General features: G+C 41.9%; 26 protein-coding genes. All 26 read left to right on the top strand.

Features of this window, described 5'->3' with window-relative positions; all coding sequences use genetic code 11:
* Positions 1 to 93 precede the first annotated feature (93 nt).
* The gene (gene tuf / locus ACSBQP_RS18600; protein WP_007496302.1) at positions 94 to 1284 is read left to right on the top strand and encodes an elongation factor Tu; all 1191 of its coding nucleotides are present in this window, start codon (positions 94 to 96) and stop codon (positions 1282 to 1284) included.
* A gap of 109 nt (positions 1285 to 1393) precedes the next feature.
* Positions 1394 to 2353: an alpha/beta fold hydrolase gene (locus tag ACSBQP_RS18595; protein WP_046526526.1), complete on the top strand. Its 960-nt coding sequence runs from the start codon at positions 1394 to 1396 to the stop codon at positions 2351 to 2353.
* A 218-nt stretch (positions 2354 to 2571) separates the two neighbouring features.
* Positions 2572 to 2880 (top strand): 30S ribosomal protein S10, encoded by a 309-nt coding sequence (gene rpsJ / locus ACSBQP_RS18590; RefSeq protein WP_003156464.1) that lies wholly within the window; start codon positions 2572 to 2574, stop codon positions 2878 to 2880.
* Positions 2881 to 2917: 37 nt separating this feature from the next.
* On the top strand, positions 2918 to 3547 hold the full coding sequence (rplC, locus tag ACSBQP_RS18585; protein WP_007496311.1) for a 50S ribosomal protein L3: 630 nt from the start codon (positions 2918 to 2920) through the stop codon (positions 3545 to 3547).
* A 27-nt stretch (positions 3548 to 3574) separates the two neighbouring features.
* Positions 3575 to 4198, top strand: a complete 624-nt coding sequence (gene rplD, locus ACSBQP_RS18580) for a 50S ribosomal protein L4 (protein WP_007496312.1) — start codon at positions 3575 to 3577, stop codon at positions 4196 to 4198.
* Positions 4198 to 4485, top strand: a complete 288-nt coding sequence (gene rplW / locus ACSBQP_RS18575; protein ID WP_003217016.1) for a 50S ribosomal protein L23 — start codon at positions 4198 to 4200, stop codon at positions 4483 to 4485. The genes rplD and rplW overlap by 1 nt, the downstream gene beginning before the upstream one ends.
* A gap of 28 nt (positions 4486 to 4513) precedes the next feature.
* Entirely contained in the window at positions 4514 to 5347 is an 834-nt protein-coding gene (rplB, locus tag ACSBQP_RS18570) for a 50S ribosomal protein L2 (protein WP_007496314.1), read from the top strand.
* Positions 5348 to 5404: 57 nt separating this feature from the next.
* Positions 5405 to 5683: a 30S ribosomal protein S19 gene (rpsS, locus tag ACSBQP_RS18565; protein WP_003216920.1), complete on the top strand. Its 279-nt coding sequence runs from the start codon at positions 5405 to 5407 to the stop codon at positions 5681 to 5683.
* Positions 5684 to 5700: 17 nt separating this feature from the next.
* Positions 5701 to 6042, top strand: coding sequence for a 50S ribosomal protein L22 (gene rplV / locus ACSBQP_RS18560; protein WP_007496316.1), 342 nt, complete (start codon positions 5701 to 5703; stop codon positions 6040 to 6042).
* A 3-nt stretch (positions 6043 to 6045) separates the two neighbouring features.
* Positions 6046 to 6702: a 30S ribosomal protein S3 gene (gene rpsC / locus ACSBQP_RS18555; RefSeq protein ID WP_003217241.1), complete on the top strand. Its 657-nt coding sequence runs from the start codon at positions 6046 to 6048 to the stop codon at positions 6700 to 6702.
* A 1-nt stretch (position 6703) separates the two neighbouring features.
* On the top strand, positions 6704 to 7138 hold the full coding sequence (gene rplP / locus ACSBQP_RS18550; RefSeq protein ID WP_003225801.1) for a 50S ribosomal protein L16: 435 nt from the start codon (positions 6704 to 6706) through the stop codon (positions 7136 to 7138).
* Positions 7128 to 7328, top strand: coding sequence for a 50S ribosomal protein L29 (gene rpmC, locus ACSBQP_RS18545; protein ID WP_003217155.1), 201 nt, complete (start codon positions 7128 to 7130; stop codon positions 7326 to 7328). The genes rplP and rpmC overlap by 11 nt, the downstream gene beginning before the upstream one ends.
* A gap of 25 nt (positions 7329 to 7353) precedes the next feature.
* On the top strand, positions 7354 to 7617 hold the full coding sequence (rpsQ, locus tag ACSBQP_RS18540) for a 30S ribosomal protein S17 (protein ID WP_003216906.1): 264 nt from the start codon (positions 7354 to 7356) through the stop codon (positions 7615 to 7617).
* Positions 7618 to 7656: 39 nt separating this feature from the next.
* On the top strand, positions 7657 to 8025 hold the full coding sequence (rplN, locus tag ACSBQP_RS18535) for a 50S ribosomal protein L14 (protein ID WP_003216882.1): 369 nt from the start codon (positions 7657 to 7659) through the stop codon (positions 8023 to 8025).
* Positions 8026 to 8060: 35 nt separating this feature from the next.
* Positions 8061 to 8372, top strand: coding sequence for a 50S ribosomal protein L24 (rplX, locus tag ACSBQP_RS18530; protein WP_007496325.1), 312 nt, complete (start codon positions 8061 to 8063; stop codon positions 8370 to 8372).
* 25 nt (positions 8373 to 8397) lie between these two features.
* Positions 8398 to 8937, top strand: coding sequence for a 50S ribosomal protein L5 (gene rplE, locus ACSBQP_RS18525; RefSeq protein ID WP_003217159.1), 540 nt, complete (start codon positions 8398 to 8400; stop codon positions 8935 to 8937).
* Between the two features lie 22 nt (positions 8938 to 8959).
* Positions 8960 to 9145 carry a 30S ribosomal protein S14 gene (gene rpsN, locus ACSBQP_RS18520; RefSeq protein WP_008356542.1) on the top strand — a complete coding sequence of 62 codons (186 nt, stop codon included), beginning with the start codon at positions 8960 to 8962 and terminating at the stop codon, positions 9143 to 9145.
* Between the two features lie 31 nt (positions 9146 to 9176).
* A complete protein-coding gene (rpsH, locus tag ACSBQP_RS18515; RefSeq protein ID WP_007496327.1) occupies positions 9177 to 9575 on the top strand; it encodes a 30S ribosomal protein S8 in 399 nt (132 codons plus the stop codon).
* A gap of 31 nt (positions 9576 to 9606) precedes the next feature.
* A complete protein-coding gene (gene rplF, locus ACSBQP_RS18510) occupies positions 9607 to 10143 on the top strand; it encodes a 50S ribosomal protein L6 (RefSeq protein ID WP_008345395.1) in 537 nt (178 codons plus the stop codon).
* A 32-nt stretch (positions 10144 to 10175) separates the two neighbouring features.
* Entirely contained in the window at positions 10176 to 10538 is a 363-nt protein-coding gene (rplR, locus tag ACSBQP_RS18505; RefSeq protein ID WP_003216951.1) for a 50S ribosomal protein L18, read from the top strand.
* A 24-nt stretch (positions 10539 to 10562) separates the two neighbouring features.
* Complete coding sequence (gene rpsE, locus ACSBQP_RS18500; protein ID WP_007496332.1) at positions 10563 to 11063, top strand: 30S ribosomal protein S5; 501 nt, start codon at positions 10563 to 10565, stop codon at positions 11061 to 11063.
* A gap of 13 nt (positions 11064 to 11076) precedes the next feature.
* On the top strand, positions 11077 to 11259 hold the full coding sequence (gene rpmD / locus ACSBQP_RS18495; protein WP_003217067.1) for a 50S ribosomal protein L30: 183 nt from the start codon (positions 11077 to 11079) through the stop codon (positions 11257 to 11259).
* A 30-nt stretch (positions 11260 to 11289) separates the two neighbouring features.
* Positions 11290 to 11730 (top strand): 50S ribosomal protein L15, encoded by a 441-nt coding sequence (gene rplO / locus ACSBQP_RS18490; protein ID WP_003216888.1) that lies wholly within the window; start codon positions 11290 to 11292, stop codon positions 11728 to 11730.
* A 1-nt stretch (position 11731) separates the two neighbouring features.
* Complete coding sequence (gene secY, locus ACSBQP_RS18485) at positions 11732 to 13024, top strand: preprotein translocase subunit SecY (RefSeq protein ID WP_007496334.1); 1293 nt, start codon at positions 11732 to 11734, stop codon at positions 13022 to 13024.
* 55 nt (positions 13025 to 13079) lie between these two features.
* A complete protein-coding gene (locus tag ACSBQP_RS18480; protein ID WP_046526525.1) occupies positions 13080 to 13733 on the top strand; it encodes an adenylate kinase in 654 nt (217 codons plus the stop codon).
* Positions 13730 to 14476 carry a type I methionyl aminopeptidase gene (gene map / locus ACSBQP_RS18475; RefSeq protein ID WP_007496338.1) on the top strand — a complete coding sequence of 249 codons (747 nt, stop codon included), beginning with the start codon at positions 13730 to 13732 and terminating at the stop codon, positions 14474 to 14476. Before ACSBQP_RS18480 ends, map begins: the two co-directional genes overlap by 4 nt.
* Positions 14477 to 14483: the final 7 nt, after the last annotated feature.

The following is a 14483-nucleotide window of genomic DNA, read 5'->3' as shown; positions in this document are numbered from 1 at the left end:
ATAACTACTATTGAAGATCAGAAAGTGGGAGGTAACTCTTCACTTTCTATCACTCATACCAAATACAATGAACCTTTAAGGAGGATTTTTAGAATGGCTAAAGAAAAATTCGACCGTTCCAAATCGCATGCTAACATTGGTACAATTGGACACGTTGACCATGGTAAAACAACTCTAACTGCTGCTATCTCAACAGTTCTTCATAAGAAATCTGGTAAAGGTACAGCTATGGCTTATGACCAAATCGATGGTGCTCCAGAAGAGCGCGAGCGTGGAATCACAATCTCAACTGCACACGTTGAGTATGAAACTGAAACTCGTCACTATGCACACGTAGACTGCCCAGGACACGCTGACTATGTTAAAAACATGATCACTGGTGCTGCTCAAATGGACGGCGCGATCTTAGTAGTATCTGCTGCTGATGGTCCAATGCCACAAACACGTGAGCACATCCTACTTTCTCGTAACGTAGGTGTTCCTTACATCGTAGTATTCCTTAACAAATGTGACATGGTTGACGATGAAGAGTTACTTGAACTTGTTGAAATGGAAGTTCGTGACCTTCTTTCTGACTATGACTTCCCTGGTGACGATGTACCAGTTATCAAAGGTTCTGCTCTTAAAGCTCTTGAAGGTGATGCTGATTACGAAGCAAAAATCTTCGAACTTATGGATGCGGTTGATGAGTACATCCCAACTCCAGAGCGTGACACTGAGAAGCCATTCATGATGCCAGTTGAGGACGTATTCTCAATCACTGGTCGTGGAACAGTTGCTACTGGTCGTGTTGAGCGTGGACAAGTTAAAGTCGGTGACGAAGTTGAAATCATCGGTCTTCAAGAAGAAAACGGTAAAACAACTGTTACAGGTGTTGAAATGTTCCGTAAACTTCTTGACTATGCTGAAGCTGGTGACAACATCGGTGCACTACTTCGTGGTGTATCTCGTGAAGATATCCAACGTGGTCAAGTACTTGCTAAACCAGGTACAATCACTCCACATAGCCGTTTCAAAGCTGAAGTTTATGTACTTTCTAAAGAAGAGGGTGGACGTCATACTCCATTCTTCACTAACTACCGTCCGCAGTTCTACTTCCGTACAACTGACGTAACTGGTATCGTACATCTTCCAGAAGGTACTGAAATGGTAATGCCTGGCGATAACACTGAGATGGAAGTTGAACTTATCTCTACTATCGCTATCGAAGAAGGAACTCGTTTCTCTATCCGTGAGGGTGGACGTACTGTAGGTTCTGGCGTCGTTTCTACTATCATTAAGTAATAACAGTTAAAAGAGACTCCTTGCAAAAGGGTCTCTTTTTTTTGCTTTTCTAGTGCATAACGGCTACTATAAGCTATAGAATCTAAATGGAACCGAGAGGATCACTGGAATGGCGAAGACAATGTTGAAAAAGTGGCTGATTGGCGGGCTTGATCAATGGATTATGATAAAAGAAGATCAAGTAGAAAAAACAAAACCTGTATTATTATTTTTACACGGTGGCCCAGGGTCAGCTCAAATGAGTTATATCGATTCCTTTCATAAGGAACTTGATCAAGACTTCACTGTTGTTCATTGGGACCAGCGCGGTGCAGGACTGTCTTATCAAAAAAACATTCCTGAGTCTTCTATGACCATTGGGCAATTCATAGAGGATACGATTGAGCTTACAGAAAAACTGCTTTCTTATAATGATCAAACGAAAATATACATTGCAGGTTATTCATGGGGATCATTAATAGCGATACAAGCTGTACATAAACGACCAGATTTGTATCATGCCTATTATGGAATTAGTCAGGTGGTTGATGTATTAAAAGAGGATATTGTATCGTACGAACTTCTTCTAAAAAAATATCAAGGAAAGCATTTCTTCACTAGATGCCTAAAATTGCTGACACCACCCCCTTGGAAACGCACCTCTGCTCATGCTTTATTCTCACTATATAAAGAGTTCGCAAAAGTAGGGCTCACGCATAGGTGGAAGCCACTTTTTCAAATGCTGTATGCATTTCTTGTTAGTAAGCATTATCAGCTAAAAGATAAGTGGAAATTCCTTATGGGACAGAAGTATAGCCAGGATTTGCTGTGGGACGAGCTGATGAAGGAAAGTATTCAATACCGAGTTTCTTCTATATTAATACCTTGCTACTTTATCATCGGTGAACATGACATGATTACACCAGCTGCTGTATCAAAACCATATGTTGATCAACTTACAGCACCAATAAAAGAGTGGTTTACTTTTAAAGAATCTGCACATTCTCCGCATATTGAAGAGCCAGAAGAATTTATTCGTATCGTCAGGAAGACAGCTACACATCATCTTCAGGGAAAGCTTGATTTATAGGCTGAACCCCTGTATAATATGAAAAGTGTGCAAATCATAAATTTATCCGATTTATTATTGCAACACGCAGGCCAATTTGGTACAATAGTGCATGTTGGTCTTTGACTGCGATGAAGTGAGAGGTTGCTGACACACCCGGCCGCTTTGCCATGGCAAGGTGATCAGGTTTTTCTCACGGAGAACTGTCTAACGTAAGTAGGCGAAAAGGAGGGAAAATAATGGCAAAACAAAAAATTCGTATTCGTTTAAAAGCATATGATCATAGAATTCTTGATCAATCTGCTGAGAAGATTGTTGAAACGGCTAAGCGTTCTGGTGCTAGTGTATCTGGTCCAATCCCGCTTCCAACTGAAAAATCAGTTTACACAATCCTTCGTGCGGTGCATAAGTACAAAGATTCTCGTGAGCAATTCGAGATGCGTACTCACAAACGTCTAATCGACATCGTGAATCCAACTCCGCAAACAGTTGATGCACTTATGCGTTTAGATTTACCATCCGGTGTAGATATCGAAATCAAACTTTAATTCAAATAGAAAACACATATTATAGGAGGTGTGACGAATGACCAAAGGAATCTTAGGTAGAAAAATTGGTATGACGCAAGTATTCGCAGAAAACGGTGATCTTATCCCTGTAACTGTTGTTGAGGCTGCTGCTAACGTTGTTCTTCAGAAGAAGACTACTGACACGGATGGCTATGAAGCAATCCAAATCGGTTTTGACGACAAACGTGAGAAGCTTTCTAACAAACCAGAGAAAGGCCACGTTGCTAAAGCGGAAACTGCTCCTAAGCGCTTCGTAAAAGAATTACGCGGTGTGGAGTTAGATGCGTATGAAGTTGGTCAGGAAGTCAAAGTTGATATTTTCGCAAATGGAGATATCGTAGATGTAACAGGAACATCAAAAGGTAAAGGATTCCAAGGGGCTATCAAACGCCACGGACAATCACGCGGACCAATGACTCACGGTTCACGTTACCACCGTCGTCCTGGTTCAATGGGACCTGTTGATCCAAACCGAGTATTCAAAGGTAAACTTCTTCCAGGACGTATGGGCGGAGAGCAAATCACTGTCCAAAATCTTGAGATCGTTAAAGTTGATGCAGAACGCAATCTTCTTTTGATCAAAGGTAACGTACCAGGAGCTAAAAAATCTCTAGTAACTGTAAAGAGTGCAGTTAAAACTAAATAACTCTCTTAGGAAAGGAGGAAACAAGTCATGCCAAAAGTAGCATTATTTAACCAAAACGGTTCTACTAACGGTGAAATCGAATTAAACGCTTCTGTGTTTGGAATTGAGCCAAACGAAAGCGTAGTATTCGATGCTATTCTTATGCAAAGAGCTTCCTTACGTCAAGGAACTCACAAAGTAAAAACTCGTTCTGAAGTACGTGGCGGAGGTCGTAAACCTTGGAGACAGAAGGGTACAGGTCGTGCTCGTCAAGGTTCTATCCGTTCACCACAATGGCGCGGAGGCGGTATCGTATTCGGTCCAACACCACGCAGCTATTCTTATAAATTACCTAAAAAAGTTCGCCGCTTGGCTATCAAGTCAGTATTGTCTTCTAAAGTAATCGACAACAACATCATCGTTCTTGAAGATCTTACTCTTGATGCAGTGAAAACGAAAGAATTCGCAGGCATCCTTAAAGGGTTATCTGTTGAGAAGAAAGCGTTGATCGTCACTGCGGATGCAAACGAAACAGTTGCTTTATCTGCTCGTAACATCCCTGGAGTAACAGTTGTTGAAGCTAACGGTATCAACGTTCTTGACGTTGTCAACCACGACAAACTTCTGATCACTAAAGCAGCGGTTGAAAAAGTAGAGGAGGGACTTGCATAATGAAAGATCCTCGTGATGTTCTAAAGCGCCCTATCATTACTGAACGTTCTGCTGATCTAATGACAGAGAAGAAGTATACGTTCGAAGTTGATGTCAGAGCTAACAAGACAGAAGTGAAAGACGCTGTTGAAGAAATCTTTGGAGTGAAAGTTGAGAAAGTCAACGTTCAAAACTACAAAGGTAAATCAAAACGCGTTGGACGCTACACTGGTATGACTAGCCGTCGCAGAAAAGCGATCGTGAAATTAACTGCTGACAGCAAAGAAATCGAAATTTTTGAAGCGTAAATCTTAAAAAGAAGGAGGGAAATTCAAAATGGCGATTAAAAAGTATAAACCAACCAGTAATGGTCGTCGTGGCATGACTACTTCAGATTTTGCTGAAATCACGACTGACAAACCAGAAAAATCGTTGCTTGCACCGCTTCACAGAAAAGGCGGACGTAACAACCAAGGTAGATTGACTGTTCGTCATCAAGGTGGCGGTCACAAACGTCAATACCGTATCATCGACTTTAAGCGTGATAAAGACGGTATACCTGGACGCGTTGCTACAATCGAGTATGATCCAAACCGTTCAGCGAACATCGCTCTTGTAAACTATGCAGATGGTGAGAAACGTTACATTCTTGCTCCGAAAGGAATCCAAGTTGGTACTGAAGTTACTTCTGGACCAGAAGCTGACATCAAACCAGGTAATGCTCTTCCACTTATCAACATCCCAGTTGGTACAGTTGTGCATAACATTGAATTAAAACCAGGTAAAGGTGGACAATTAGTTCGTTCTGCTGGTACTTCTGCTCAAGTTCTAGGTAAAGAAGGTAAATACGTTCTTGTACGTTTGAACTCTGGTGAAGTACGCATGATCCTTTCTGCTTGCCGTGCGACTATCGGTCAAGTTGGAAACGAACAACACGAACTAATCAACATCGGTAAAGCTGGACGTTCTCGCTGGAAAGGCGTACGCCCAACAGTTCGTGGTTCTGTAATGAACCCTAACGATCACCCACACGGCGGTGGTGAAGGACGCGCTCCAATCGGACGTAAATCACCAATGTCTCCATGGGGTAAACCGACTCTTGGATTCAAGACTCGTAAGAAAACCAACAAGTCTGATAAATTCATTGTACGTCGTCGTAAAAACAAGTAACGGGGTTGTCTACGGTTCATTTAGGACCGTAGTTCAATCACGAAGGGAGGTTCCACAATGGCTCGCAGCTTAAAAAAAGGACCATTTGTTGATGATCATTTGATGGCTAAAGTCGAGAAATTGAATGAAACTGACAAAAAGCAAGTCGTAAAAACTTGGTCTCGTCGTTCTACAATTTTCCCACAATTCATCGGTCACACAATCGCTGTCTATGACGGACGCAAACATGTACCTGTTTTCATTTCTGAAGATATGGTAGGTCACAAATTGGGCGAATTCGCACCAAGCCGTACTTACAAAGGTCATGCTAGTGACGATAAAAAAACAAGACGCTAATGAGAGGAGGCTTTTAAATGCAAGCTAAAGCTGTCGCAAGAACAGTCCGTATTGCTCCTCGTAAAGCACGTCTAGTAATGGACCTGATCCGAGGTAAGCAAGTAGGAGAAGCAGTTTCTATCTTAAACCTTACACCTAAGGCTGCTTCACCAATTATTGAAAAAGTATTAAAATCTGCTATCGCAAATGCTGAGCACAACTACGAGTTGGACGCTAACAGCCTAGTGATTACTCAAGCATTCGTTGACGAAGGTCCAACACTTAAGAGATTCCGTCCACGTGCTATGGGTCGTGCGAGCGCAATTAACAAACGTACTAGCCACATTACAATCGTTGTATCAGAAAAGAAGGAGGGATAATCCGTGGGTCAAAAGGTAAATCCAGTAGGTCTTCGTATTGGCGTCATTCGTGATTGGGAATCTAAATGGTTCGCAGGAAAAGATTACGCTGACTTCTTACATGAAGACTTGAAAATCCGTGAATTCATCAGCAAGCGTTTGTCTGACGCGTCTGTTTCTAAAGTAGAAATCGAACGTGCTGCAAACCGCGTAAATATCACAATCCACACGGCTAAACCAGGTATGGTAATTGGTAAAGGCGGATCTGAAGTTGAAGCACTTCGTAAAGCTCTTAACAGCCTAACTGGCAAACGTGTACACATCAACATTCTTGAAATCAAGAGAGCAGATCTTGATGCTCAGCTAGTTGCTGAAAACATCGCTCGTCAACTTGAAAATCGTATTTCATTCCGTCGTGCACAAAAACAAACAATCCAACGCACAATGCGTGCTGGAGCACAAGGAATCAAAACAATGGTTTCTGGTCGTCTTGGCGGTGCAGATATTGCTCGTTCTGAATATTACAGTGAAGGTACTGTTCCATTGCACACACTTCGTGCTGACATCGACTATGCTACTGCTGAAGCTGATACTACTTATGGTAAGCTTGGCGTAAAAGTATGGATCTATCGTGGAGAAGTCCTTCCAACTAAGAAGAATACTGCGGAAGGAGGAAAATAATATGTTATTGCCAAAACGCGTGAAGTATCGCAGAGAACATCGTGGAAAAATGCGTGGTCGTGCAAAAGGCGGTACTGAAGTACATTTCGGTGAGTTCGGTATCCAAGCTCTTGAAGCTTCTTGGATCACTAACCGTCAAATCGAAGCTGCTCGTATTGCTATGACTCGTTACATGAAACGTGGCGGTAAAGTTTGGATCAAAATTTTCCCTTCTAAGCCATACACAGCTAAACCTCTAGAGGTCCGCATGGGTTCCGGTAAAGGTGCTCCAGAAGGCTGGGTAGCTGTAGTAAAACCGGGCAAAGTTTTATTTGAAATTTCTGGTGTGTCTGAAGAAGTTGCTCGTGAAGCTCTTCGTCTTGCATCTCACAAATTGCCAATTAAAACGAAGTTCGTAAAACGTGAAGAAATTGGTGGTGAATCAAATGAAAGCTAATGAAATTCGTGACCTTACCACTGCTGAAATTGAACAAAAAGTAAAGTCTCTTAAAGAAGAACTTTTCAATCTTCGTTTCCAATTAGCGACTGGGCAGCTTGAAAACACTGCTCGCATTCGTGAAGTGCGTAAATCAATCGCACGCATGAAAACTGTGATTCGTCAAAGAGAAATCGCTGCTAATAAATAATAATTAGAGGGGAGGCCCCGCAAACATGAGCGAACGTAACCAACGTAAAGTGTATCAAGGTCGTGTTGTTTCTGACAAAATGGATAAAACCATCACTGTTGTAGTTGAAACATACAAAAAGCATTCACTTTATGGCAAACGTGTAAGATACTCTAAAAAGTTCAAAGCACATGATGAAAACAACCAAGCAAAAATCGGAGACATCGTAAAGGTCATGGAAACTCGTCCATTATCTGCGACTAAACGCTTTCGTCTAGTTGAAGTTGTCGAAGAAGCTGTTATTATCTAATAAAGTTCGGATTTCTTTTTCCGAAGGGAGGTAACATTAATGATTCAACAGGAGACTCGTTTAAAAGTAGCTGACAACTCTGGCGCACGCGAAGTACTAACGATTAAAGTTCTTGGTGGCTCTGGACGTAAAACGGCTAACATCGGTGATGTCATTGTTTGTACGGTTAAACAAGCAACACCAGGAGGCGTTGTCAAAAAAGGTGAAGTTGTGAAAGCAGTTATCGTTCGTACTAAGAGCGGAGCTCGCAGAAACGATGGATCTTACATCAGTTTTGATGAAAATGCATGTGTCATCATCCGTGACGACAAGAGCCCACGTGGAACTCGTATCTTCGGACCAGTAGCACGTGAACTTCGTGAAAATAACTATATGAAAATTGTTTCTTTAGCACCAGAAGTACTTTAATGAATACAATCCGCGACTCAAGGAGGTGCGATTAAATGCATGTTAAAAAGGGCGATAAAGTAGTGGTTATCTCTGGTAAAGATAAAGGTAAACAAGGTGTCATCCTTGCTGCTTTCCCTAAAAAGGACCGTGTTTTAGTAGAAGGTATTAACCTTGTGAAAAAACACTCTAAACCAACCCAAGCTAACCCTCAAGGCGGAATTTCTGAACAAGAAGCGCCGATCCACGTATCAAACGTAATGCCGCTTGATCCTAAAACGGGTGAAGTGACACGTATTGGATATAAAGTTGAGGACGGAAAGAAAGTCCGTGTAGCGAAAAAATCTGGGCAAGTTCTAGATAAATAGTAAATAAGGAAGGGAGGTCTTTCTCATGAACCGCCTTAAAGAAAAGTATGTAAAAGAAATTACACCTGCATTAGTTTCTAAGTTTGAATACAAATCAGTAATGCAAGTGCCAAAAATCGAAAAAATCGTGATCAACATGGGTGTTGGTGACGCCGTTCAAAACGCTAAAGCAATCGATACTGCTGTTGAAGAATTAACGTTTATCGCTGGTCAAAAACCTGTCGTTACTCGTGCGAAGAAGTCTATTGCTGGATTCCGTCTACGTGAAGGAATGCCAATCGGTGCGAAAGTAACACTTCGCGGAGAGCGCATGTACGATTTCCTTGATAAACTTATTTCTGTATCTTTACCACGTGTACGTGACTTCCGCGGGATTTCTAAGAAATCTTTCGACGGTCGTGGAAACTACACGCTTGGTATTAAAGAACAGTTAATCTTCCCAGAAATTGATTACGATAAAGTAACAAAAGTCCGCGGTATGGATATCGTTATCGTTACGACTGCCAACACGGATGAAGAAGCACGTGAGTTATTAACTCAAGTAGGTATGCCGTTCCAGAAATAATCAATGAAAGGGAGGCGAAATCGTGGCTAAAAAGTCTATGATTGCGAAACAACAACGCAAACAAAAGTTTAAAGTTCAAGAGTATACGCGCTGCGAACGTTGTGGACGTCCACATTCAGTAATTCGCAAGTTTAAACTTTGCCGTATTTGTTTCCGCGAACTTGCATATAAAGGACAAATTCCTGGCGTTAAAAAAGCCAGCTGGTAATCCCCATAAATGGGAAGGAGGTTATTAAATAATGGTTATGACAGATCCGATTGCAGATTTGCTGACTCGTATTCGCAATGCGAACATGGTACGTCATGAGAAGCTAGAAGTACCGGCTTCAAAAATCAAAAGAGAAATTGCTGAAATCTTAAAGCGTGAAGGTTTTATCCGTGACGTTGAGTACGTCGAAGACAGCAAACAAGGAATTATCCGTTTGTTCCTTAAATACGGCCAAAACAACGAACGTGTTATCACTGGTCTTAAAAGAATCAGTAAACCTGGTTTACGCGTATATGCGAAATCAAATGAAGTACCACGTGTACTTAACGGACTTGGAATCGCAATTATTTCTACATCACAAGGTGTTTTATCGGACAAAGAAGCCCGTGCTAAACAAGCTGGTGGAGAAGTACTTGCTTACGTATGGTAAAAAAAGTTTAAGATGAATGGAGGTGCTTGGTATGTCTCGTATAGGTAAAAAGCTAATCGAGATCCCTTCAGGAGTAACTGTGACAAACAACGATAACACAGTGACAGTAAAGGGACCAAAAGGTGAACTAACTCGTGCATTTCACCCTGATATGGAAATTAAAATTGAGGACAACGTCTTAACTGTAAGCCGTCCGTCTGAAAATAAAGAACACCGTGCATTACATGGTACAACACGTAGCTTAATTGCAAACATGGTTGAAGGTGTATCTAAAGGTTTCGAAAGAGGTTTAGAACTAATCGGTGTCGGTTACCGTGCAGCTAAATCTGGAAACAAACTTGTTCTTAACGTTGGATACTCTCACCCAGTTGAAATCGTTCCTGAGGCTGGAGTTGAAGTAGAAGTTCCATCTCAAACGAAAGTAATCGTTAAAGGTATCGATAAAGAGCGTGTAGGAGCTCTAGCTTCTAACATCCGCGCTGTCCGTGCTCCAGAGCCTTACAAAGGTAAAGGAATTCGTTACGAAGGTGAATTCGTTCGCCGTAAAGAAGGAAAAACTGGTAAGTAAGATCGCTTAATGTGAAGAAAGGAGTGACTCGGATGATTACGAAAACTAGCAAAAACGCTACTCGTCTTAAAAGACACGCTCGTGTTCGTGCGAAACTTTCAGGTACTGCTGAAAGACCTCGCCTTAACGTTTTCCGTTCTAACAAGAACATCTACGCTCAAGTAATTGATGATGTTAACGGTGTAACACTTGTAAGTGCTTCTACTCTTGATAAAGAGTTAAAGATCGAGAATAGTTCTGACGCTGCAGCTGCTACTAAAGTTGGCGAACTTGTTGCAAAACGTGCTGTTGAAAAAGGCATCTCTAACGTGGTATTTGACCGCGGAGGATACTTATATCATGGACGTGTAAAAGCTCTAGCTGAAGCTGCTCGTGAGGCTGGACTTAAATTTTAATAAAAGAAGGAGGGACACATCCGAATGAGTCGTATTGACCCAAGCAAATTAGAGTTAGAAGAACGCTTAGTTACGGTTAACCGGGTAGCGAAAGTTGTTAAAGGTGGACGTCGTTTCCGTTTTGCAGCTTTAGTTGTTGTCGGTGACAAAAACGGTCATGTAGGATTCGGTACTGGTAAAGCACAAGAAGTACCAGAAGCGATCCGCAAAGCTGTTGAAGACGCGAAAAAGAATTTAATTGAAGTACCAATGGTTGGAACTACAATTCCACATGAAATCATCGGTCGATTCGGTGCAGGAAACGTTCTATTGAAGCCTGCTTCAGAAGGTACAGGAGTTATCGCTGGAGGCCCAGTGCGTGCGGTACTTGAGCTTGCTGGTCTAGCTGATATCCTTTCTAAATCTCTAGGTTCTAATACACCGATCAACATGATCCGCGCAACACTTCAAGGTTTAAGTGAACTTAAACGTGCTGAAGATGTAGCGAAGCTTCGTGGAAAATCTGTAGAAGACCTGTTAGGATAAGGAGGGAACAATAATGGCAAATAAATTAGAAATTACCCTCAAACGCAGTGTAATCGGTCGCCCGGAAGATCAGCGTGTCACTGTTCGTACTCTTGGTCTAAAGAAAACAAACCAAACAGTCGTACATGAAGACAATGCAGCGATCCGCGGCATGATTAACAAGGTGTCTCATTTAGTTTCTGTTAAAGAACAATAAAACATTTTTAATCGATAAGGAGGTGCCCAAATGAAACTTCATGAATTGAAGCCTTCAGAAGGTTCACGTAAAGTACGCAACCGTGTTGGTCGTGGTATTGGATCAGGTAACGGTAAAACTTCTGGTAAAGGTCATAAAGGTCAAAACGCTCGTTCTGGCGGCGGTGTACGCCCTGGATTCGAAGGTGGTCAAATGCCTTTATTCCAACGCCTTCCAAAACGTGGTTTTACAAACATCAACCGTAAAGATTACGCGGTAATCAACTTAGACAGATTAAACAGTTTTGACGAAGGAACGGAAGTCACTCCTGAACTTCTTCTAGAGACTGGTGCAATAAGCAAGTTAAAAGCAGGAGTAAAAATTCTTGGCAACGGTAAATTAGAAAAAAAATTAACTGTAAAAGCCAATAAATTCTCTGCTTCTGCTAAAGAAGCGATTGAAGCTGCTGGCGGTACAGCCGAGGTGATCTAACTTGTTTAAGACAATCTCCAATTTTATGCGTGTGAAAGATATACGGAATAAGATTATATTTACACTTTTAATGTTAGTCGTCTTTCGTATAGGTGCCTTCATCCCTGTGCCTAATGTGAACGCCGAAGTTCTCCAGGCACAGGATCAAATGAGTGTTTTCGGAATCCTCAACACGTTTGGGGGCGGGGCACTTTTCCAATTCTCCATTCTTGCAATGGGGATTATGCCGTATATCACTGCTTCGATCATCATCCAGCTCTTGCAGATGGATGTTGTACCGAAGTTTACTGAGTGGTCAAAGCAAGGAGAGGTTGGCCGCCGAAAATTAGCACAATTCACAAGGTATTTTACAATTGTTCTAGGATTTATCCAGGCGTTAGGAATGTCATATGGATTTAACAATATGGCAGGAGGCATGCTGATTGAAAACCCAGGTGTTTCAACGTATCTCTTAATTGCGGTCGTACTCACTGCGGGAACAGCATTTTTAATGTGGCTGGGAGAGCAGATTACTGCTCACGGTGTTGGTAACGGTATTTCGATTATTATCTTTGCCGGTATCATCGCAGGTATCCCTCAAACATTAAAGCAAGTGTACGCTCAGCAATTTGTAGGTGGAGATGGACAGCTGTTCATGCAAATCCTGAAAATTGCCCTTATTGTGATTGCTATTCTTGTCATTGTTATCGGTGTTATTTACATTCAAATGGCAGTGAGAAAGATTGCGATTCAGTATTCAAAAGGAACTGGCCGTGCACAAATGTCTGCTAGTCAAGCAACGCACCTTCCATTGAAAGTGAATCCAGCAGGGGTGATTCCAGTCATCTTTGCCGTTTCGTTCATTATTACTCCGCAGACGATCGCATCGTTCTTCGGAACAAATAATGTGACAACCTGGATAACTAACAACTTTGACTATACTAAGCCAATCGGTATGACGATTTATGTAGCACTGATTGTTGCTTTCACATATTTTTATGCCTTTGTCCAAGTAAACCCTGAACAAATGGCTGAAAATCTGCAAAAGCAGGGTGGCTATATCCCGGGAGTTCGTCCAGGGAAAATGACTCAAGATAGAATTACGAGCATTTTGTACCGACTCACGTTTGTGGGCGCCATTTTCTTAGCCGTGATTTCAATACTTCCTATCTTTTTCATTCAATTCGCTGGATTACCTTCCGCTGCACAAATTGGCGGCACAAGTCTTCTCATTGTTGTAGGTGTTGCACTTGAAACAATGAAACAGCTTGAAAGCCAATTAGTGAAACGAAATTACCGTGGATTTATGAAATAAAACAGAGGGCTGGGCTCCTGCCCAACCTCTCTAAGTAAGGAAGGGGAAATCCGAAATGAACTTAGTCTTAATGGGGCTTCCGGGTGCTGGTAAAGGCACTCAGGCAGAACGAATTGTTGATGATTATGGGATCCCTCATATCTCAACAGGAGATATGTTCCGTGCTGCTATGAAAGAGGAGACACAACTTGGGCTCGAAGCAAAATCCTTTATCGATAAAGGAGAGCTTGTTCCTGATGAGGTCACAATCGGTATTGTTAGAGAAAGACTTGGCAAGAATGATTGTGAACAAGGTTTTCTTCTGGACGGATTTCCGCGAACAGTCGCTCAGGCTGAAGCTTTAGAAGACATTCTAAATGACCTTGGCAGAACGATTGATTATGTCATTAATATTAAAGTCGATAAAGATGCTTTGATGGAGCGTCTGACTGGCCGAAGAATTTGCAAAGATTGCGGAGCAACATATCATTTAGTATTCAATCCACCTGCGAAAGAAAATGTTTGTGACAAGTGTGGAGGCGAGCTTTATCAACGTGCAGATGATAATGCAGAAACCGTTTCGACAAGACTTGAAGTGAACTTAAAGCAGACTGAACCTTTACTGAACTTCTATTCAGAAAAAGGATATCTTGTAAACATTGATGGTGCGAAGCACATTAACGATGTTTACGCTGATATCAAGGACCTGCTTGGGGGATTAAATAAATGATTATCTGTAAAACTCCTCGCGAGCTTGAAATTATGAGAGAAGCTGGACGCATTGTCGCACTGACTCATGAAGAGCTGAAGAAACACATAAAACCAGGTATTTCGACAAAAGAATTGGATCAAATTGCCGAACGTTTTATTACAAAGCAGGGTGCAATCCCATCTTTTAAAGGGTATAATGGTTTTCGCGGGAGCATTTGCGTTTCGGTGAATGAAGAACTCGTTCACGGTATTCCTGGTAAACGGGTTTTACGTGATGGAGACATCATTAGTATTGATATCGGCGCAAAGTTAAATGGCTATCATGGTGACTCTGCTTGGACTTATCCAGTTGGGGTAATCAGTGATGAGGACCGCAAACTACTGGAAGTCACAGAGGAATCTCTATATAAGGGCTTACAGGAAGCAAAGCCAGGTGAACGTCTGTCAAACATTTCCCATGCCATACAAACGTATGTTGAAGGTGAGAATTTCTCAGTTGTTAGAGAATATGTTGGACATGGGGTCGGACAGGATCTTCATGAGGACCCTCAAATTCCTCATTATGGTCCGCCGAACAAAGGCCCACGGCTCAAACCTGGAATGGTGTTGGCCATCGAACCGATGGTGAACGCAGGCAGCCGATATGTAAAAACACTGGCTGATAACTGGACGGTTGTAACGGTTGATGGGAAAAAGTGTGCTCACTTTGAGCATACGATTGCGATTACAGATACAGGTTTTGATATACTGACTAAGATTTAGGTCTTCA

The sequence above is a fragment of the Bacillus sp. G402 genome (genome assembly GCF_051172515.1).
In the GTDB taxonomy this organism is placed as follows: domain Bacteria; phylum Bacillota; class Bacilli; order Bacillales; family Bacillaceae; genus Bacillus; species Bacillus altitudinis.
Note: the sequence above shows the minus strand (reverse complement) of the source record. Positions and strands in the feature narration are given on the sequence as shown.